We start from the raw sequence: 18,767 nt of genomic DNA, 5'->3' as shown, positions 1-18,767 counted from the left end.
CGGGATGACGACGATCACGCTCGCAGAGAATTTCGCACCGGCCGTCCGGCTCGACCACGCCGCGCGCCATGAACAGCCCATCATCGACGCCCGCAACATCGAGGTCGCCTTCAAGGTGGAGCACGGCACGGTCGAGGCGGTGAAGGACGTCTCGTTCCAGCTCTATCGCGGCGAGACGATAGCCATCGTCGGCGAATCCGGTTCTGGCAAATCGGTCACGGCGCGCACCGTCATGGGATTGTTGTCGCGGCGCGCGACCGTGTCGCCACGCTCGAGCGTCGACTATCTCGGGCAGAACATCCTGAAATTCCCCGAGGCCGCCCGGCGCAAGCTGCGCGGCAACCGCATCTCGATGATCTTCCAGGAGCCTATGAGCTCGCTCAACCCGATCTACACGGTCGGCAGCCAGATCGTCGAGGCGATCCGTGTGCACCGCAGGGTGAGCCGCAGGGAAGCCTGGGCGCGGGCGCTCGAGCTCCTCAAGCATGTCCAGATCCCCGAGCCAGAGGCAAGGCTCAAGCAATATCCGCATCAGCTCTCCGGCGGCCAGCGCCAGCGCGTCATGATCGCCATGGCCTTAGCCAACGACCCCGATGTGCTGATCGCCGACGAACCGACCACGGCGCTCGACGTCACCGTTCAGGCGCAGATCCTGAACCTGATCCGCAATCTTCAGAAAGAGCTGAAGATGGCGGTGATCCTGATCACCCACGACCTCACCGTGGTGCGCAAATTCTCCGACTACGTCTATGTCATGCAGCATGGCGAGATGCGCGAGCACAACATCACCGAGCGGCTCTTCGCCAATCCCCAGCATCCCTACACGCAGCGGCTGCTCGCCTCCGAACCGCACGGGCGGCCGCAGCCGCTGCCGGAAGGCAGCGGCACCATCCTCGAGGCGAACGGCGTGCGCGTCTGCTTCATGCTGCGCCACGGAACGTTCCTCAAACCCGACTGGCGCGAGCTGGTCGCGGTCGACGATCTCGACCTAAAGCTTTGCCGCCACGAGACGCTGGGGCTGGTTGGCGAATCCGGTTCCGGCAAGACGACCTTCGGCCAGGCGCTGCTCAGATTGCAGGATGCCAAGCGCGGGGAAATCCGCTTCGACGGCCAACCGATCGAGACGCTGTCGCGCGCCGAGATGCGACCGCTGCGCTCGCGCATGCAGATCGTCTTCCAGGACCCGTTCTCCTCGCTCAACCCGCGCATGACAATCGGCCAGATCATCGAGGAAGGACTGGTCGTCAACAGGCTGGGCGCGACGCGGCGCGAACGGGTCGAGCGGGTGCGCGAGGCGCTGGTCAGCGCCGGCATGCCCGGCAACATCCTGTCGCGCTTTCCGCATGAATTCTCCGGCGGGCAGCGGCAACGCATCGCGATCGCGCGCGCCATTGCGCTGGAGCCCGAATTCATCCTGCTCGACGAACCGACATCGGCGCTCGATCTTTCGGTGCAAGCGCAGATCATCGACCTGCTGCGCAAGCTGCAGGACGAGCGCGGCTTGAGTTATCTGTTCATCTCGCACGACCTCAAGGTGGTGCGGGCGCTGTGCCATCGCGTCATCGTCATGCAGCATGGTCAAATCGTCGAGCAGGGACCCGTCGACGAGGTCCTTTCCAATCCCAAGACCGCCTACACCGAACGGCTCGTCAGGGCCGCTTTCGAGGTGGCGTAGACAAGTGCCGGAGGCTTACAGTGGCTAGAAATCCCAGGATCGCGTTCATCGGCGCCGGCTCGACGGTGTTCATGAAGAACATCGTCGGCGACGTGCTGCAGCGGCCGGCGCTGTCTGGCGCGACGATCGCGCTGATGGACATCAATCCGCAGCGGCTGGAAGAAAGCGCCATCGTCGTCAACAAGCTGATCGCGACGCTCGGCGTCAAGGCGAAGGCCGAGACCTATTCGGACCAGCGCATGGCGCTGAAAGGCGCCGACTTCGTCGTCGTCGCCTTCCAGATCGGCGGCTACGAGCCCTGCACCGTCACCGACTTCGAGGTGCCGAAGAAATACGGCCTGCGCCAGACCATCGCCGACACGCTCGGCGTCGGCGGCATCATGCGGGGCCTGAGGACCGTGCCGCATCTGTGGAAGATCTGCGAGGACATGCTCGCCGTCTGCCCCGAGGCGATCATGCTGCAATATGTCAACCCGATGGCGATCAACACCTGGGCGATCGCCGAGAAATACCCCACGATCAAGCAGGTCGGGCTCTGCCATTCGGTGCAGGGTACGGCAATGGAGCTGGCGCACGACCTCGACCTTCCCTACGAGGAGATCCGCTATCGCTCGGCCGGCATCAACCACATGGCGTTCTATCTCAAATTCGAGCATCGCCAGCCGGACGGCAGCTATCGCGACCTTTATCCCGACCTCGTGCGCGCCTATCGCGAAGGCCGCGCGCCGAAGCCGGGTTGGAACCCGCGCTGCCCGAACAAGGTGCGTTACGAAATGCTGACCCGGCTCGGCTATTTCGTCACCGAAAGCTCGGAGCATTTCGCCGAATACACGCCCTATTTCATCAAGGATGGGCGGCCCGATCTGATCGAGAAATACGGCATTCCGCTCGATGAATATCCAAAACGCTGCATTGAGCAGATCGAGCGCTGGAAGGGCCAGGCGGAAGCCTACCGTTCGGCCGAACGGATCGAGGTCGAGCAGTCGAGGGAATATGCCTCCTCGATTATGAACTCGGTGTGGACCGGCGAGCCATCGGTGATCTACGGCAATGTCCGCAACAATGGCTGCATCACCTCGCTGCCCTTCGACTGCGCGGCGGAAGTGCCGTGCCTTGTCGATGCCTCCGGCATCCAGCCCACTTACATTGGCGAGCTGCCGCCGCAGCTGACGGCGCTGATCCGCACCAACATCAACGTGCAGGAGCTGACGGTGCGGGCGCTGATCAACGAGAACCGCGAGCACATCTACCATGCCGCGATGATGGACCCGCACACCGCCGCCGAGCTCGACCTCGACCAGATCTGGTCGCTGGTCGACGACCTGCTTGCCGGGCATGGCGACTGGCTGCCGGCCTGGGCGCGTGGCGGACGAAAGAGCGCGGCCGCCTGAAGCTGGGTTACGCGCCGGTCTTCTCGCGCTCGACGGCGCGCCAGCCGATGTCGTGGCGATAGAAGCCCTGCGGCCAGTCGATGTGCTCGATCGCCGCGTAGGCCTTGGCCTGCGCCTCGCCGACGGTCTTGCCGAGCGCGGTGACGTTGAGCACGCGGCCGCCATTGGCGACGAGCGCGCCGCCATTGATGGCGGTGCCGGCGTGGAAAATCTGGGCGCCATCACGCTCGGCCTCGTCGAGGCCGCGGATGACCGAGCCCTTTTCCGGCGTGCCGGGATAGCCCCTCGCCGCCATCACCACGGTCAGCGCCGTCTCGTCGCTCCAGCGTATGGACATATGCGCAAGCTGGCCGTCGACAGCGGCGTTGAGGAGGACGAGCAGATCGTCCTTCAGCCGCATCATCAGCACCTGGCATTCGGGATCGCCGAAGCGGGTGTTGTATTCGATCAGCTTCGGGCCGCTCTCGGTGATCATCAGGCCGGCGAAGAGGATGCCGGCAAAAGGCGCGCCGAGATTGGCCATGCCGCGCATGGTCGGCTCGATGATCTCGCGCATGGTGCGCTCGGTCATTTCGGGCGTCATCACCGGCGCCGGCGAATAGGCGCCCATGCCGCCGGTGTTCGGCCCGGTATCGCCGTCGCCGACGCGCTTGTGGTCCTGCGCGGTGCCGAAGGGCAGCGCGGTGGCGCCGTCGCACAGGCAGAAGAAGCTCGCCTCCTCGCCGGTCAGATATTCCTCGACCACGACCTCGGCGCCGGCGGCGCCGAAGGCGCCGTCGAAACACGCTTCTAGCGCGGCGTTCGCCTCATCAGAAGTCATCGCGATGGTGACGCCCTTGCCAGCGGCAAGCCCGTCCGCCTTGATCACGATCGGCGCGCCGACCTTCTCGACATAGGCCTTGGCCGAAGCGAGATCGCTGAAGCGGCCATATGCGGCGGTCGGAATGTTGAACTTGGCGCAAAGGTCCTTGGTGAAGCCCTTCGAGCCCTCGAGCCGGGCCGCCGCCTTGGAGGGGCCGAAGACGCGGATGCCCCAGGCGCGCAGATCATCGGCGATGCCGGCGACCAGCGGGCCTTCAGGGCCGACCACCACGAGGTCGATCTTCTTTTCCTGGCAGAAGGCGGCGACGGTGGAATGGTCGGCGACGTCGAGCTTCACCAGTTCGGCGACACGGCCGATACCGGGATTGCCGGGCGCGGCATAAAGTTTCGTCAGCAGCGGCGAGGCGGAGGTCTTCCAGGCGAGCGCATGTTCGCGGCCGCCCGAGCCGAGAAGAAGAACATTCATGGCCACCTCTTGCTGATCGTCTCCCCGAACCCGCTATTGGTCCGCAGGCGACCGGTCAAGCCGTCTTGGCATTTTGGCGGCAATTGCGCACGGGAAAGCAGCGCAAACGCCGAGGATTGGCTGAAGCCTCCCGAACCTCGTCATTCTAGGGCGGAGCAAGGAGCGAAGCGACGCGGCGCAGACCCGAGGATCCTGTGTGTTGGTTCTGGTGTATGGTTGAGGTGGGAAGGAGACCGAGTGGATCGTGGTCGTCCTTTCGGACAGGCCGTGGCATGGCCCGGTCCCTTCCCACCGGTGAACCATCAACCTGAACAGTTGCACGGGGCTGTTCGAAGCAGACCCCGCACCACAGGAAGAGGCGTGGACATGATAGCCCAGAACTATGTCGGCTGCGACATCTCCAAGCAGTGGCTCGACTTTTTTGATGAGACAAGCGGCCGTCTTCGGCGCATCGACAACCAGGCCGATGCGATCGCCGCCTATGTGGCAGGCCTTGATCCCAGTCGGGACTTCGTCGTCATGGAGGCGACAGGTGTCCATGACCGGCTGCTGCGCCATGCGCTGGCCAAGGCCGGCGTGCCGTTCTCGCGGCACAACCCGGCGCACACCCACCACTATTCGAAGTCGACGCGCCGGCGCGCCAAGACCGATCCTCTCGATGCCAGGATGCTGAGCGACTATGGCCGTCGCTATAACCCTGAGGCCGAGCCGGCGCCGAGCGAAGAAGTCGAGCGGCTTCAATCGCTTGCCGGCCACCGCGATCATTTGGTCGAGATGCGGGCAGCGCTGAAGAAGCACCTCGCCGAGGCTTTCGAGGAGGCCGTCATTGCCGATCTGGAAGAGACGATCGCCTTCCTCGACACGCGTATCAAGGCGTTCGAGAGCCAGATTGCCGAAGTCATTCGTCAAAACCAGGACACCGCTCGCGACCATGCGCTGATGGTCTCCGTGCCCGGTGTCTCCAATGTCGGCGCGCTCTCTTTGCTGGCGCTCCTGCCCGAGCTCGGCCAGCGCTCACCCAAGGCGATCGCCGCGCTCGCCGGCCTTGCCCCGTTCGACAACAAGAGCGGCAAGCTCAGCCGCAGGAGCCAGATCCGGGGCGGGCGATCACGCGTGCGCCGCGCCCTCTATATGGCTGCCCTCACCGCCATCAGAACCTGTGAGCGCTTCAAGACCTTCTATACCGCACTTGCTGCCCGCTCAGGGTCCAAGAAACTCGCCATCATCGCCGTCGCAAGGAAGCTCCTGGTCGTCCTCAACGCCATCATGCGCGACAAAACCGCATTCGCGTGAACACAGTTGCCATGCCGTGACGTCGAAGCGTTGCCGCGGTGCAGAATTCTGCTCCGCTGCGCCATACGATCAAGGTCACCGAATGGATCCTCGGGTCTGCGCGCCGCTTCGCGTCGCTCCGCCCGTGGATGACGAGGCAGGGCCGCTCAGCTCTGATAGATAACGGGGAACCAGTCCTCGCGCAGTTTCTGGCCCGGCTTCATGTCGTGGCCGGGATAGGGCGGCGAGGTGCGGCCCGGCCGTTCGACGTAGTGCGCGTCGTCGCCGACCCAGCGCAGCGACAGCGCCCGGCGTCGCGCCGAGGTCAAATTGCCGCGCGCGCCATGCGCCGTGCGGAAATCGAACAGGATGGCGTCGCCCGGCTCCATCTCCCATTCGAGCACCTTCATCGAGGGATCGTTGTCGGGGTCGGGCACCGGCAAATAATCGCCCTCGCCGGCATAGAAATTGGCGTCGTTCAGCCAGCGCACCGGCAGCACCATCTTTTCCCATTTGTGCGAGCCGGCGATCAGCCGCAGCGTCGCTTCCTTCACCGGATCGATCGGGATCCAGAAGCTCACCGTCTGGCTGCCATCGACGAAGTAATAGGGAATGTCCTGGTGCCAGGGCGTCGGCTTCTGCGTGCCGGGCTCCTTGACCAGGACGTGGTCGTGGAAGAACTGGGCGCTGCGGCGATTGCATGACGGCGGCCGCGAGTTCTGCCGCAGGCGATTCCCTGACAATCCTGACGAATTCCGGGATGCGCTCCCAATTGCAGTAGTCGTCGAAGAAACTGCCCTTGCCGCCGGCGATGTCGGAGGCCGTGGCGCTGCGGTTCTGGATATTGCGTTCAATGCCGTCGGCGATGACGCCGACCCAGTCCGTGAAGGCGCCGCGGATGCAGACCGCGCCCTCACGCTGGTAATCGGCAATCGTCGCGGCGTCGATCTTCGGGCTGGCCATCGTGCTCTCCTGCTTGTCAATGACCGACTATCGCAAGAGCCGCACATTGCGTAAAATAATAACTTGTCATCTCGCTTATAGTTTTGACCTATGAAGTTCACACTCACCCAGTTGCGCTACGTCGTCGCCGTCGCCCGCTATGGCAGCGTCACCATGGCGGCCCAGGCGCTGAACGTGTCGCAGCCGTCGATCTCGGTGGCGATCGACCATGTCGAGGACGCGCTCGGCCAGAAAATCTTCGTGCGCCAGCGCGGCAGCGGCGTTGCGCTGACGTCCTTTGGCCGGAGGGCCGTCGCCAAGGCAAGGCAAGTGCTGGGCGAGGCGGACGAGCTGGCGGCGCTCGGTTCGCGCGATGCCGATGTCGGCGGCGAGCTGGTGCTCGGCTGCTTCGAGGACCTGGCGCCCTATTTCGCGCCGGCGCTGATGCGCGCCTTCGCCGAGCGCTGCCCGGCCGTCACGGTCGTCATCGGCGACGAGACCTTCGAGACGCTGGGGCGGCGCCTGGCCGACAGCGCCGTCGATCTCGGCCTCACCTATGATCTCGGGCTTCCAGGGCATTTCAAACGCGTCCTGCTGCATGAATTGCGGCCGCACGCGCTTCTGCCGACCGGACATGTGCTGGCGGACAAGCACGCCGTCAGCCTGGCCGAGCTCGCGCAGCATCCGCTGATCACCACCGACCAGCCGCACAGCTGGCAGCACATGCTGGACCTCTTTCTCAGCCGCGGCCTGTCGCCGATAGCCCGGGCGACGACGAGCTCGTTCGAATTGCAGCGCTCCATGGTGGCCAACGGCTTCGGCGTCGCCGTCAGCTATACCAGGCCCCATGGCGACCGCAGCTATGACGGCCTGCCGCTGGTCTTAAAGCCGCTCTCCGATCCGCTGCCGATGCAGCGCATCATCCTGACGCATGACACGCGCCAGCGCCTGTCCAAGGCGGCCGTGGCTTTCATCGAGGTCGCCAAGGCATGGTTTGCCGGTCACGATGTTTTCACCGCCTGAGTTTTCAGCGCTTGAGCGACACCACGGCCGCTTGACGGCGCTGCCTGCTGCTGCCACTCCAGCGTGATGGAAACCGTCCAGTCGAAAGCGATCCAGGGCCGCGTCGCCGATGCGCCGAGCGGCCATTGGGTCTACCGCGTGCTGCCGCGCTGGCTCTGGCCTTATGCGCAGCTTGCGCGCTGGGACCGGCCGATCGGCTGGCAGCTCCTGTTATGGCCCTGCTGGTGGTCGGCAGCGCTTGCCGCGGGCGCCTATCCGCGTCCGACCGACCCGCTGCTGACGCTGCTTCCGGCGCCCTGGTATCTGGTATTGTTCTTCGTCGGCGCCGTCGCCATGCGCGGCGCCGGCTGCACCTATAACGATCTCGCCGACGAGGACATCGACAACCAGGTCGAGCGCACCCGCTCGCGGCCGCTGCCGGCCGGCAAGGTGACGCGCCGCCAGGCATGGATCTTCGTCATCATCCAGGCGCTGGTGGGCCTGGCCGTGCTCTTGCAGTTCAACAGCTTCGCCATTCCGCTCGGCATCGCTTCGCTCGTGATCGTCGCGGTCTATCCCTTCATGAAGCGCATCACCAACTGGCCGCAATTCGTGCTGGGCTTAGCCTTCTCCTGGGGCGCGCTGATGGGGTGGGCGGTCGAGTTCGGCGACATCGATGACCCGGCGATCATGCTGTATATCGGCTCGATCCTGTGGGTGATCGGCTACGACACGATCTATGCGCATCAGGACAAGGAAGACGACGCCATCGTCGGCGTGCGCTCGACGGCACGGCTGTTCGGCGACAACACCAAGATGTGGCTTAGCGGGCTCTATGGCGGCGCGCTGATCTGCTTCGCCATCGCCTTCGCCTCGGCGCAGGTGCCGATCGTGGCGCTGGCGGGACTGATCGCCGCCGGCGCGCATTTGGGGCGCCAGATCATCCGGCTCGACATCAACAATCCGGACCAGTGCCTGAAGCTGTTCAAGTCGAACAACCAGGTCGGCTGGCTGATCTTCCTGGGGCTGATCGGCGGTTCGGTGTGGATATGGCTGAAGCCGCTGGTGTGATCTCCCTTCTCCCCGTTCTACGGGGAGAAGGTGGCGGCAGCCGGATGAGGGGCAGCGCCAACCTTTGGAGGCAAATTGCAGCGGCGATACAGCGTCTGATCGGGTTTTTGAGGTGGCCAAACATCCAGGTCGGCGCTGCCCCTCATCGCCCTGCCGGGCACTTCTCCCCGTATAGTGACGGGGAGAAGAAACCTACTCCCTTGCAATGATCTCCTGGCCGTCGATGACGAGCCTCAGGCCCAGATTGCCGGCCTTGCGGCGGGCGAGGAAGCGGGGGCGGCGCGTGGTGGAGACGCGGCCCTTGCGGCGCTCCTGCGGCGGCAGCGCCTTGATGGCGGCGCCGAGCGATTCTTCCAGCGTGCGGGCAATGCCGTCGGCCTCGATCAGCAGCATCGGCAGGCGATAGGCGTCGGCCCAGGCGCGCCAGTCGGCGGCGACATCCTCGAGATCGTCGGCGACCAGCAACGGCACCGAGAGCATCGGATCATTGTGCAGGAGCTCGAGCGTCACGGTGACGTTGCCGTCCGGATCCTCCATGGCGCGGGCGGCCACGCCGCGGAACGCCTTGGCGGGCAGCGCGATGATCGCCGGCAAACCGCTCATCTCCAGCATGCGGCGAATGACGGCGCCACGCTGGTCGATGGTGAAGGTCACATCGCCATAGTCGTCGCGGGTGGCGTAGCTCACCACCTGCGGCAGGCGAAACGGGTCGAGACGCATGTTGCGCCCGGCCCAGACTGGCTTCAGTCCAGTGTTCATCGATGTCTTCCCTGTTACTCCTGAGGGCCGTTTTCCGGTTCTCTCAGGGCCGGTTTTTCCGGCCTCGTTATGGGAAGAAATGTTAGCGCTGGCTTCTTACCGGCGCGCTTAAGAAAGTCGGTTAAATTTTGCTGATCGGAGCCGATGGTTATCGGAATGCGACCGCCCACCAGATATGGGAAGGATCAGATAACCTTACCGGGATTCATGATGCCTGCGGGATCGAAGGCGGCCTTCACCCGGCGCATCAGGTCGATGGCCATCGGCGGCGCCGTGGCGATCAGCTCGTCGCGCTTCAGCTGACCTATGCCGTGCTCGGCCGAGATCGAGCCGTGGAAGGAGCGCACGACATCGTGCACGGCCTTGTTCATCGGGTGATAGAGCTCGAGGAACGGCTCGTCCTGCCAATCCACCGGACGCGAGATGTTGTAGTGCAGGTTGCCGTCGCCCATGTGGCCGAAGCAGACCACGCGCGCGCCGGGGCAGACGCCTTCCACCACGCCGGCCGCCTTATCGATGAAGTCGGGGATCGAGGCGATCGGCACGGAGATGTCGTGCTTGATCGAGGCCCCCTCAGGCTTCTGGCATTCGGGCAGCGTCTCGCGGAAATTCCAGAAGGCGTCGCCCTGGGCCAGGCTTGCCGACACCACCGCGTCGCCGACGATGCCTTGCTCGAGGCCGGCTGACAGGATCTCCTCGATCAGCGCCTTGCCGTCCTCCTCGGAGCGTCCGGACGAAATCTGCATCAGCACATACCACGGCCAGTCGTCGGCCAGCGGCCGCGTGATGCCCTGCCCGTGCTTCAGCGTGAAATCGTAAGGCCTTCTGGCGATCAGCTCGAAAGCTGTGAGCGAAGCGCCAGCGCGGCCCATAGCCAAAGTGAACAGCGACAGCGCGTCTTTCGGGGACGACGGCAGGCCGGCAAAGGCGACCTCGCTGCCCTTCGGCTTCGGGAACAGTTTCAGCACCGCGGCGGTGATGACGCCGAGCGTGCCTTCGGCGCCGACGAAGAGGTTCTTCAGATCGTAGCCGGTGTTGTCCTTCTTCAATTTGCGCAGATCGTCGAACACCTCGCCGGTCGGCAGCACCACCTCGACGCCGAGGCAGAGCTCGCGCGCATTGCCGTAGGCAAGCACGCCCGTGCCGCCGGCATTGGAGGACAGATTGCCGCCGATCTGGCAGGAGCCTTGCGCGGCGAGCGAGAGCGGAAAGAGCCGGTCGGCGGCGTCGGCCGCCTCCTGCAGCGTCTGCAGGATGACGCCGGCCTCGACGGTCACCGTGTTCGACAAGACATCGATCTCGCGGATGCGGTTCAGCCGCGACAGCGACAGCACGATGTCGTGGCCGGATTTGTCCGGCACCTGCGCGCCGACTAGCCCGGTGTTGCCGCTCTGCGGCACGATCGGCGTTCCGGTCTCGGTCGCAAGCCGCATGATGCGGCTCACTTCCTCGACGCTGCCGGGCCTCAGCACCAGCGACGTGCGGCCATGCCAGAGGCCGCGCCGCTCGGTGATGTAGGGCGCGATGTCGGCTTGGTCGCGCAAGGCATATTTGTCGCCGACGATTGCCGCGAAGCGGTCGATGACGGCAGGGTCGAGGTCGAAGGGCTGATCGTTCATGGCGGCAAGAACCTATGGCGCTTAGGCCTGCTTGTCACGGGGGGCAGCGGCGCGCGCGAGCCGGTCGTTGATCGCCTCGCCCAGCCCCTCGAAAGGGATCGGCTCGACAGCGATGGTGGCGGCGCCGCTGCGGTCGAGCGCCTGCATGGCGGCAAAAAGGTTGCTGGCCGCCTCGCGCAGGTCGCCGGCCTCGGAGAGATTGCGCATAGCCGCCGCATTCTGCCAGCCCTCGGCGCGGTTGCGGCCGAAGGCAAGCAATGCTTCGCCCCTCACGATCTGTTGAACATTGAGCCGCATCGCCGCACCCGGCGCGTAATGCGAGGCAAGCATGCCCGGCGCCTCGATGCCGGCAGCGCCGCGCACCAGTTTCGCGCCGGCGGCGGCCTCGATCTCCTCGGCGCCGATGCCGCCCGGCCTGAGCAGCCGCAATTTGCCGTCCTCGACCTTGAGGATGGTCGATTCCAGTCCGACGGGCGTCGCGCCTCCATCGACGACCAGCTTGATCCTGTCGCCGAGATCGGCGGCGACCGCCTGCGCCGTCGTGCCGGAAATCCCGCCTGAGGAATTGGCGCTGGGAGCGGCGAGCGGCCGGCCGAGCCGCGCGATCAGCTCGCCGCCGAACCCGCGCGGCATGCGCAGCGCGATCGTATCCAGCCCCGCGGTGACCAGCGGATGGATGCCATTGTCCGCGCGCTGCGGCAGCACCAGCGTCAGCGGGCCGGGCCAGAAGGCTTGCGCGAGTTTTGCCGAGAGCGGGTCGAAGCCGGCAATGCGGTCCGCCATCGCGCGATCGGCGACATGGGCGATCAGCGGGTTGAAGCGCGGCCGGCCCTTGGCCTCGAAAATGCGCGCCACGGCAACGCCGTTGGTGGCATCGCCAGCCAGGCCGTAAACCGTCTCGGTCGGGATGGCGACGACGTCGCCGGCTTGCAGCAACGCCAAAGCCCGCTCAAGCGCCTCGCCAACCGCCAATATCTCAGCCAAATTTGCCACCAGTCTCAAACATGCCGGTCCCGTAATACGACGGCTTCCATCGGGCAAGGGCGGGCATTGGCGATTTATCAATCCCTAAAATGTTAAGTTTCCGCGCAAGCCCGCTTCAATTTGCCGGCCTTAAGGTGCGGACCGGTGGTTACCGGCTGGGGAGTTTTTGTAATGCGTTTGCTCGGAGCGTTCGGCATCGGCCTTTTGGCAATGAACGGCGCGGCGCATGCGTCGTCGATCGTCGTAGTCGGACCCTCGACGTCGACGCCTTCGGTGGTCAGGCTGGACGCGATCGATCCGGCCAAGCTGTCGGCGCTCTCCGCGCCATCGATGATTGCGCTGGGCGATCCCGTGCCCGCCGTCACCGACGAAAAGGTCGCGGCTATTCCCGAAAAGGCCGGGCATCAGCCGGCGCCAATGATCATCCGCGGCGGCATTGTCGGCGGCGCCTTCGCAACGCCCGTGACGGCGAAGCCCACGGCACCGGCAACCACAACCGCGGCCGCACCGGCAAACGGCACTTCGCCGGCAACGCCTGCCAACGGCACCGCCTCCGCTTCGAACGGCAACGACAAGGCCGGCAACCAGCCGGCCGCGACGGCCAATGCGTCGGGCGGCGCGCAGCCGCCAAATGCCCAGCCGCTGCCGCGCGTCGGCAAGGCGATGTAGATCACACTCGATACCGCTTCGATGTGCTAGGCGCTGTTTGTCGGAACGCAATTCCGGACGGGGGGCTACGGCGAAGTCGCCGAGCCTGACCGTTTTCACACTTTTCCTGGAATTGCTCTCGCTGTCCGATTCCCGTCATCCCGATCGGGCACTATCGCGCTGGCGTTCAATGGGGGTTTCATGACTGTTTCGAAAGCAATGGCCGTTGCCGGACTGGTGGCGGCGACACTGGTCGCGGGTTCGGCGCGAGCCGACGACATGCTCGGCTCTTACGTCGCGCGGATTTCCGATCGCGATCACCGCGCCAGCGACGGCTATCCGCTGAGCAGCGCGGCGCAGATGGTGCGGCAGGACCGCGCCAATTGGCACAAGTTCCATCGGCGCGACAGCGACGACCAGGGCGATCCCTGGTTCCGCAGCGACGGCTCGCGCGCCGACCTGCAACGCATGCTGGAACGCGGCGGCGCCATGAGCAGCGCCACCAGGCGCGCCATCGTCAACGGCGAGCCGCTGATCGAGGTGGATGTCTACTCCGACAGCGTGCGCGTCAGCATCGTGGAAGATTGAGGCCTCAATCTTCCTGATTGACGGGGCCATTCTTCCTGGAAGCCTGATCAGGCTAGCCTGACGAAAAAGGGCGACGCGAAACGCGCCGCCCTTCATTCTTCAAACGACTGCCGACGGCTCAGGCCGCTTCTTCCTTGTCGTCGTCTTCGTCGGCGTCGTCTTCATCCTCATCACCGTCTTCATCCTCGTCATCGGACTCATCGTCGCCCGAGGCCTTGGCTTCTTCGTCGCCGTCCTCGTCGTCATCCTCATCCTCGTCTTCCGACTCATCGTCGGCCGAGGCAGCGGCCTCCTCGTCGGCGTCTTCGTCCTCGTCGTCCTCGGGCAGGTCGGCGGCTTCGACCGCCGCGGCGGCAGCATGGTTGAGGATGTCATCGGAAGCGGGTTCGACGGCCTCGGCGGCGGCCGGGGTCTCTTCAATCAGGTCGATATCGTCAACGGAATTCATGGCATGCCTCCGTGGTCTGGGAACGTCTTTTGTCTGATGCATGTCGTTGTCCCGGAACCGCTGCGCAGTTCCGGGCGACATGCATCGGTTCTCCCACGCGGAGGTCATAGCCGTATGACTGTAAGCCGGCTCCGGGGCATTAAATTCCGGGCGGCAAATTGTTGAAACGTGCCCGCATCCTGGCGGATGCGGGCATGTCCAAATGTGCGACGTTTCGAGCCGTCAGCCGACGATTTTTGAAAAATCCGCGACCTGGTCGGTGGCGGTGCGGATGCGGGCAAGCAGCGCCAGGCGGTTGGCGCGCACGGCCTGGTCCTCATCATTCACGAGAACGCCTTCAAAGAATGAATCAACCGGTTCGCGCAACACGCTAAGCGCCAGCATGGCGGCAGAAAAATCTTCGTTTTGAATCGCTTGGCCGGCTTCCTTCTCGGCCTGATTCACCGCGGCATAGAGCTTCTTTTCCGCGTCTTCGCGGAACAGAGCCGGCTCAACGGTCTCGGCCACGGACGTTTTCTTCTTCTCCTCGGCGGCCAGGATGTTGGCGGCTCGCTTGGTGCCGGCGAGCAGGTTCTTGCCCCCGTCGGTTTCGAGCAAGGAGCCCAGCGCCTCGACGCGGCGCACGATCTGAAGGAGGTCGTCGTTCGGCGATTGGCCGGGCGCGACAGAATGTGAGGCCGGCGGGACAGCGCCTCCCTCTGTCGGCTTCGCCGACATCTCCCCCACAAGGGGAGAGATTGGGCGCGAACCTGCCGACAGCACGGCGTCGATCAAGTCATGCCGTGCACCGCTTTCACGCAGATAGACTTTCAGGCGATCGTGGAAGAAGGCGAGAAGGTCAGACGACTGATCTGTGCCGTCTTTGAAGTTCGCGAAGGCCTTGGCGAAGACGGACGTCAACGCCAGACGGATACGGTTCTCTATGAGGATCCTGACCACGCCAAGTGCTGCTCGGCGCAGAGCGAACGGATCCTTGCTGCCCGTAGGCTTTTCATCGATCGCCCAGAAGCCGGTCAGCGTGTCGAGCTTGTCGGCAAGCGCAACGGCAATCGAGGCAGGATCGGTCGGCACGCGATCGGAAGGACCTTGCGGCTTGTAGTGCTCTTCGGCGGCGGCGGCCACCGATGGATGCTCGCCCTGCAGCAGCGCGTATTTGCGGCCCATGGCCCCCTGCAACTCGGGAAATTCGCCGACCACCTCGGTCTGCAGATCGGCCTTGGCGAGCACGGCCGCGCGGGCGACCAAAGCGCTATCAGCGCCGACGATCGGGGCCAGTTCTTGCGCGAGCCGCCCCATGCGCTTAACGCGCTGCCCCTGCGTGCCCAGCTTGGCATGGAAGGTCACGTTGAGGTGGTCGAGTCGCGCCATGCGCTGGTCGAGCGGCTTCTTCAAATTCAGGTCGAACTTCGCAGCCGAGCCCGCGAGCTGGTCGAGGTCCGGCAGGTCGCTCTGGTCGGTCTTCCAGAAATAGAGCGCGTCGGACAGGCGCGCCCGCACCACCTTGCCATTGCCATAGGCGATCTCCTTGCCGCCGTCGTTCGCCTCGATGTTGGCGACCAGGACGAAGCGGTTCGAGAGAGCCTCGCCCGCGCCCTGCGGCCGGGTGACGAAGCATTTCTGGTTGGCGCGGATGGTGAGGCGGATGACCTCGCCCGGAATGGTGAGGAAATCCTGCTCGAATTCGCCCATCAGCACGACCGGCCATTCGACCAGGCCGGAGACTTCCTCCAGCAGGCCCTCGTCCTCGACCAGGTCGAGGCCATTGGCGAAGGCGAGATTGCGGGCGTCGTGCAGGATGATCTCCTTGCGCCGGTCGGCATCGAGCACGACCCTGGCCGCTTCGAGCTTCGCCACATAGTCGTCGAAGCGGCGCACCGTGATCGGGCCCGGCGCATGGAAGCGATGGCCATAGGTGACGTTGCCGGCGCGGATGCCATCGATCTCGAAATCGACCACGACCGGCTCCTCTGTCTCCGGACCGAAGGTGCAGACGATCGACTGCAGCGGGCGCACCCAGCGCAGCGAGCCGGGTTTTGCCGAGGCCGGCCCCCAGCGCATCGATTTCGGCCAGGGGAAGCTCTTGATGATGCCCGGCACCAGCTCGGCGATGATCTCTTCGGCCGCCCTGCCCGGCTTCGAGATGTGGGCGACGTAGAAGTCGCCTTTCTTCGGATCGGAATGGACATGCGCCTCGGCGATCGACGAGAGGCCGGCCTTGCGCAGAAAACCCTGCACCGCCTGCTCGGGCGCGGTGGTCGAGGGACCCTTGATCTCCTCGCGAATGTCCTTGGAGCGCGCCGTCAGGCCGCGGATGTCGAGCGCCAGCCGGCGCGGCGTCCAATATTCGCGCGCCGCCTCATAGGTGAGACCCGCCTCGACCAGACCGTCGGTCAGCATCTTCCTGAGGTCGCCGGCAGCCTTGCGCTGCATGCGGGCGGGGATTTCCTCGGAGCGAAGTTCCAAGAGCAGGTCAGGCATAGTTGAGCTCCCCACCCTCCCCTTGATGGGGAGGGTCGGCGCGTAGCGCCGGGGCGGGGTGGCGGCCTCTCAGCCGCCAATACCTTCGGCACCATCGCGCAGATGCAGGTGTGATTTCCGTTCTTCCACCGCCGCATAAATTGTATCGAGCACGGAATCCAGTTCGTTTTTTATCTCATGGTTCCAGAAGCGGACGACGCGATAGCCCTGGCTTTCAAACCATCGTGTTCGAACTTCATCATGGCGAAGTTGATCATCGGCACTGTGGTGGGAGCCATCCACCTCGATGATCAATTTCAGCCGATGGGATAAGAAGTCGGGGTAATAGGCGCTCACAGACGCCTGTCGGCGGAAATGCGTCCCTTCGACCGGGATGCGCCACAGGTGCCGCCACAGCAGTCGTTCTTCGTCCGTCATCGAGGCGCGGAGCCTTCGCGCAGACTGCAACTTGAAACGGCCAAGTTTTGGCATAGGGAAGCGCCAGTCACCCCCACCCGCCGCTTCGCGGCGACCTCCCCCATCAAGGGGGAGGTAAGAGCGCATAGCAACTCGGCCGGCCGCTGTCACCCCGCCAGGAGATCGCCTCTTCAAGCGATTTCACGGAATTTTTCAGCCAACTGTCGGGACGGCTCGGGGTCGGTCGTCCTTGGAGCAGACCTTCCCATGAACCGAACGCGGCGCTGAAGCGACAAACGCTCAGGCAGAGACCTATTGGCTGAACGACGATGAAGACGGCATCGAGAACCCTGCAGATCCTGGCGCTCAGCGCCTGCTTCGCCGCGCAGATGCATGGCGTGATCACGATGCCGGGGGTCAGGCAGGCCATACGCACGATCGATGGCGCAACGGCGCAGGTCGTGTTGCCGGTCGGCGCCGCCGCCGAGACCGTGAAAGCCGTACCGGCTTAGAGCGAGCCGCCGTTTCACTGAAACGGCGAATTCGCTCTATCTTGTTTTGACGCAATTCCGGACGGAAAACCGCTACGCACTTTTCCTGGAATTGCTCTAAGCCGCCGCCAGCCCGCCTGCCCTCGTCTTCAGGAACGCCTCGCCGCACGCCTTAGCCAGGTTGCGCACGCGCAGGATATAGCTCTGGCGCTCAGTGACCGAGATCACGCCGCGTGCGTCGAGCAGGTTGAAGACATGGCTTGCCTTGATGCACTGGTCGTAGGCCGGAAAGACCATCCGGTGCATCGGAAGATTGTCGCTCGGCTTGGGCGTGCCGGCATCGAGCAGCGCCTTGCACTCGGCCTCGGCGTCCTCGAAGTGTCTCAGCAACATCGCGGTGTTGGCGAATTCGAAATTGTGGCGCGAATATTCCTGCTCGGCCTGCAAGAAGACATCGCCGTAAGTGACCTTCTCGGCGCCTTCGCGGCCGTTGAAATTCAGGTCATAGACATTGTCGACGCCCTGCACATACATGGCGAGCCGCTCCAGGCCGTAGGTCAGCTCGCCCGCCACCGGCGCGCATTCGATGCCGCAGACCTGCTGGAAGTAGGTGAACTGCGAGACTTCCATGCCGTCGCACCAGCATTCCCAGCCGAGGCCCCAGGCGCCAAGCGTGGGGCTTTCCCAGTCGTCCTCGACGAAGCGGATGTCGTGCAGCAGCGGATCGACGCCGATCGCTTCCAGCGAGCCGAGATAGAGCTCCTGCAGGTTCGGCGGATTGGGCTTCAGGATCACCTGGTATTGGTAATAATGCTGCAGACGGTTCGGGTTCTCGCCGTAGCGGCCGTCCTTCGGCCGGCGCGAGGGCTGCACGTAAGCGGCGTTCCAGCGCAGCGGACCCAGCGCTCGCAAGGTCGTCGCCGGATGGAAAGTGCCGGCGCCGACTTCCATGTCGTAGGGCTGCAGGATGAGGCAACCATAGTCCGCCCAGTAATTGTGCAAGGTCAGGATCAGCCCCTGGAAGGAGCGGCTGGGATGCATATGGGCGGGGATCTCGATGGTCACGGCGGCCTCGGAAAGCGCAGGATGACGCTTCCCTAGTTGCCGGGCCGGCGAGCGTCAAGGCGGTGGCTCGCGTCCGGCAAGGCGGAAAGCTTTGCGGCAGGCTGGCCCATTGCCGTCGAGCGGCGGCCGCGGTTTGCTCCGTTCCACGTCAACGACAGAGGTTTCGCCATGTCTGGTCAACTTGCCGTCCGCCCCGTCACAAGGCAGGATTACGAGCAATGGCTGCCGCTCTGGGACGGCTACAACGCGTTCTACGGACGCTCCGGCCCGACGGCGCTTGCCGGCGAGATCACGCAGATGACCTGGTCGCGCTTCTTCGACGCCTATGAGCCGGTGCATGCGCTGGTGGCCGAGCGCGAAGGCAGTCTGCTCGGCCTGGTCCACTATCTCTATCACCGCTCCACGACGTCGATCGCGCCGAGCTGCTATCTGCAGGATCTCTTCACCACGCAGGCCGCGCGCGGCCAGGGCGTCGGCAGGGCGCTGATCGAAGACGTCTACGAACGCGCCCGTGAAGCGGGCGCGAACCGCGTCTACTGGCTGACGCATGAGACGAACCACGCGGCGATGCAGCTCTACGACAAGGTCGCCGAGAAGTCCGGGTTCGTGGTGTACAGAAAGATGTTCTGAAAATGCCGCGGGGCCCCGAA

The 18,767-nt window shown here is 64.6% G+C and carries 17 protein-coding genes and 1 pseudogene; 9 read left to right on the top strand and 9 right to left on the bottom strand.

What is annotated here, in order from left to right; all coding sequences use genetic code 11:
- Positions 1-4: 4 nt before the first annotated feature.
- Together EJ068_RS24795 and EJ068_RS24790 are read left to right on the top strand one after the other, a co-directional pair.
- Positions 5-1,675, top strand: coding sequence for an ABC transporter ATP-binding protein (locus tag EJ068_RS24795; protein WP_127253660.1), 1,671 nt, complete (start codon positions 5-7; stop codon positions 1,673-1,675).
- A 20-nt stretch (positions 1,676-1,695) separates the two neighbouring features.
- Positions 1,696-3,066 (top strand): alpha-glucosidase/alpha-galactosidase, encoded by a 1,371-nt coding sequence (locus EJ068_RS24790; RefSeq protein WP_127253659.1) that lies wholly within the window; start codon positions 1,696-1,698, stop codon positions 3,064-3,066.
- Between the two features lie 7 nt (positions 3,067-3,073).
- Here the strand turns inward: EJ068_RS24790 and purD are convergent, their stop codons facing one another.
- Positions 3,074-4,354, bottom strand: coding sequence for a phosphoribosylamine--glycine ligase (gene purD / locus EJ068_RS24785; protein ID WP_127253658.1), 1,281 nt, complete (start codon positions 4,352-4,354; stop codon positions 3,074-3,076).
- A 366-nt stretch (positions 4,355-4,720) separates the two neighbouring features.
- Here purD and EJ068_RS24780 point away from each other — a divergent pair, with 366 nt between their 5' ends.
- Positions 4,721-5,647: an IS110 family transposase gene (locus tag EJ068_RS24780; RefSeq protein WP_129554944.1), complete on the top strand. Its 927-nt coding sequence runs from the start codon at positions 4,721-4,723 to the stop codon at positions 5,645-5,647.
- A gap of 146 nt (positions 5,648-5,793) precedes the next feature.
- Here EJ068_RS24780 and EJ068_RS24775 read toward each other — a convergent pair.
- Positions 5,794-6,589: pseudogene (locus EJ068_RS24775) on the bottom strand (phytanoyl-CoA dioxygenase family protein).
- 90 nt (positions 6,590-6,679) lie between these two features.
- Between EJ068_RS24775 and EJ068_RS24770 the strand changes: the two are divergent.
- Positions 6,680-7,591 carry a LysR family transcriptional regulator gene (locus EJ068_RS24770; protein WP_127253392.1) on the top strand — a complete coding sequence of 304 codons (912 nt, stop codon included), beginning with the start codon at positions 6,680-6,682 and terminating at the stop codon, positions 7,589-7,591.
- Between the two features lie 66 nt (positions 7,592-7,657).
- The gene (gene ubiA / locus EJ068_RS24765) at positions 7,658-8,641 is read left to right on the top strand and encodes a 4-hydroxybenzoate octaprenyltransferase (RefSeq protein WP_127253399.1); all 984 of its coding nucleotides are present in this window, start codon (positions 7,658-7,660) and stop codon (positions 8,639-8,641) included.
- Positions 8,642-8,833: 192 nt separating this feature from the next.
- Here ubiA and EJ068_RS24755 read toward each other — a convergent pair whose 3' ends face one another.
- The 3 genes from EJ068_RS24755 to EJ068_RS24745 form a co-directional block, all read right to left on the bottom strand.
- Positions 8,834-9,400: a DUF6101 family protein gene (locus EJ068_RS24755; RefSeq protein WP_127253394.1), complete on the bottom strand. Its 567-nt coding sequence runs from the start codon at positions 9,398-9,400 to the stop codon at positions 8,834-8,836.
- A 185-nt stretch (positions 9,401-9,585) separates the two neighbouring features.
- Positions 9,586-11,019, bottom strand: coding sequence for an FAD-binding oxidoreductase (locus EJ068_RS24750; RefSeq protein WP_127253395.1), 1,434 nt, complete (start codon positions 11,017-11,019; stop codon positions 9,586-9,588).
- 21 nt (positions 11,020-11,040) lie between these two features.
- Complete coding sequence (locus tag EJ068_RS24745; protein WP_127253396.1) at positions 11,041-12,003, bottom strand: L-threonylcarbamoyladenylate synthase; 963 nt, start codon at positions 12,001-12,003, stop codon at positions 11,041-11,043.
- A 171-nt stretch (positions 12,004-12,174) separates the two neighbouring features.
- Here EJ068_RS24745 and EJ068_RS24740 point away from each other — a divergent pair, with 171 nt between their 5' ends.
- Positions 12,175-12,672: a hypothetical protein gene (locus EJ068_RS24740; protein WP_127253397.1), complete on the top strand. Its 498-nt coding sequence runs from the start codon at positions 12,175-12,177 to the stop codon at positions 12,670-12,672.
- A gap of 180 nt (positions 12,673-12,852) precedes the next feature.
- A complete protein-coding gene (locus tag EJ068_RS24735; RefSeq protein ID WP_127253398.1) occupies positions 12,853-13,239 on the top strand; it encodes a hypothetical protein in 387 nt (128 codons plus the stop codon).
- A gap of 118 nt (positions 13,240-13,357) precedes the next feature.
- Here the strand turns inward: EJ068_RS24735 and EJ068_RS24730 are convergent, their stop codons facing one another.
- The 3 genes from EJ068_RS24730 to EJ068_RS24720 all read right to left on the bottom strand — a co-directional run bounded on the left by EJ068_RS24730 (position 13,358) and on the right by EJ068_RS24720 (position 16,636).
- The gene (locus tag EJ068_RS24730) at positions 13,358-13,768 is read right to left on the bottom strand and encodes a hypothetical protein (RefSeq protein ID WP_245463218.1); all 411 of its coding nucleotides are present in this window, start codon (positions 13,766-13,768) and stop codon (positions 13,358-13,360) included.
- Between the two features lie 141 nt (positions 13,769-13,909).
- Positions 13,910-16,165: a glycine--tRNA ligase subunit beta gene (gene glyS / locus EJ068_RS24725; protein ID WP_128298180.1), complete on the bottom strand. Its 2,256-nt coding sequence runs from the start codon at positions 16,163-16,165 to the stop codon at positions 13,910-13,912.
- Positions 16,166-16,234: 69 nt separating this feature from the next.
- A complete protein-coding gene (locus tag EJ068_RS24720; protein ID WP_127251911.1) occupies positions 16,235-16,636 on the bottom strand; it encodes a DUF559 domain-containing protein in 402 nt (133 codons plus the stop codon).
- A gap of 254 nt (positions 16,637-16,890) precedes the next feature.
- On the opposite strand from EJ068_RS24720, the gene EJ068_RS24715 reads away from it, so the two are divergent.
- On the top strand, positions 16,891-17,073 hold the full coding sequence (locus EJ068_RS24715; protein WP_127251910.1) for a hypothetical protein: 183 nt from the start codon (positions 16,891-16,893) through the stop codon (positions 17,071-17,073).
- Positions 17,074-17,169: 96 nt separating this feature from the next.
- On the opposite strand, the gene EJ068_RS24710 is transcribed toward EJ068_RS24715, so the two are convergent.
- On the bottom strand, positions 17,170-18,093 hold the full coding sequence (locus EJ068_RS24710) for a glycine--tRNA ligase subunit alpha (RefSeq protein WP_189341644.1): 924 nt from the start codon (positions 18,091-18,093) through the stop codon (positions 17,170-17,172).
- A gap of 192 nt (positions 18,094-18,285) precedes the next feature.
- Between EJ068_RS24710 and EJ068_RS24705 the strand changes: the two genes are divergently transcribed.
- Positions 18,286-18,747, top strand: a complete 462-nt coding sequence (locus EJ068_RS24705; protein WP_126078603.1) for a GNAT family N-acetyltransferase — start codon at positions 18,286-18,288, stop codon at positions 18,745-18,747.
- Positions 18,748-18,767 lie beyond the last annotated feature (20 nt).

This window comes from Mesorhizobium sp. M2A.F.Ca.ET.043.02.1.1 (genome assembly GCF_003952405.1).
Taxonomy (GTDB): domain Bacteria; phylum Pseudomonadota; class Alphaproteobacteria; order Rhizobiales; family Rhizobiaceae; genus Mesorhizobium.
The sequence above is the reverse complement of the archived record's forward strand: the minus strand, read 5'-3'. Positions and strand labels throughout refer to the sequence as shown.

What these genes read in the sequence shown, in the direction of transcription:
- EJ068_RS24795 (WP_127253660.1), top strand. Translation starts at nt 5, where the DNA reads ATGACGACGATCACGCTCGCAGAGAATTTCGCACCGGCCGTCCGGCTC.
- purD (WP_127253658.1), bottom strand. Translation starts at nt 4,354, where the DNA reads ATGAATGTTCTTCTTCTCGGCTCGGGCGGCCGCGAACATGCGCTCGCC.
- EJ068_RS24780 (WP_129554944.1), top strand. Translation starts at nt 4,721, where the DNA reads ATGATAGCCCAGAACTATGTCGGCTGCGACATCTCCAAGCAGTGGCTC.
- EJ068_RS24770 (WP_127253392.1), top strand. Translation starts at nt 6,680, where the DNA reads ATGAAGTTCACACTCACCCAGTTGCGCTACGTCGTCGCCGTCGCCCGC.
- ubiA (WP_127253399.1), top strand. Translation starts at nt 7,658, where the DNA reads ATGGAAACCGTCCAGTCGAAAGCGATCCAGGGCCGCGTCGCCGATGCG.
- EJ068_RS24755 (WP_127253394.1), bottom strand. Translation starts at nt 9,400, where the DNA reads ATGAACACTGGACTGAAGCCAGTCTGGGCCGGGCGCAACATGCGTCTC.
- EJ068_RS24750 (WP_127253395.1), bottom strand. Translation starts at nt 11,019, where the DNA reads ATGAACGATCAGCCCTTCGACCTCGACCCTGCCGTCATCGACCGCTTC.
- EJ068_RS24740 (WP_127253397.1), top strand. Translation starts at nt 12,175, where the DNA reads ATGCGTTTGCTCGGAGCGTTCGGCATCGGCCTTTTGGCAATGAACGGC.
- EJ068_RS24735 (WP_127253398.1), top strand. Translation starts at nt 12,853, where the DNA reads ATGACTGTTTCGAAAGCAATGGCCGTTGCCGGACTGGTGGCGGCGACA.
- EJ068_RS24730 (WP_245463218.1), bottom strand. Translation starts at nt 13,768, where the DNA reads ATGTCGCCCGGAACTGCGCAGCGGTTCCGGGACAACGACATGCATCAG.
- glyS (WP_128298180.1), bottom strand. Translation starts at nt 16,165, where the DNA reads ATGCCTGACCTGCTCTTGGAACTTCGCTCCGAGGAAATCCCCGCCCGC.
- EJ068_RS24720 (WP_127251911.1), bottom strand. Translation starts at nt 16,636, where the DNA reads ATGCCAAAACTTGGCCGTTTCAAGTTGCAGTCTGCGCGAAGGCTCCGC.
- EJ068_RS24715 (WP_127251910.1), top strand. Translation starts at nt 16,891, where the DNA reads ATGAAGACGGCATCGAGAACCCTGCAGATCCTGGCGCTCAGCGCCTGC.
- EJ068_RS24710 (WP_189341644.1), bottom strand. Translation starts at nt 18,093, where the DNA reads ATGCATCCCAGCCGCTCCTTCCAGGGGCTGATCCTGACCTTGCACAAT.
- EJ068_RS24705 (WP_126078603.1), top strand. Translation starts at nt 18,286, where the DNA reads ATGTCTGGTCAACTTGCCGTCCGCCCCGTCACAAGGCAGGATTACGAG.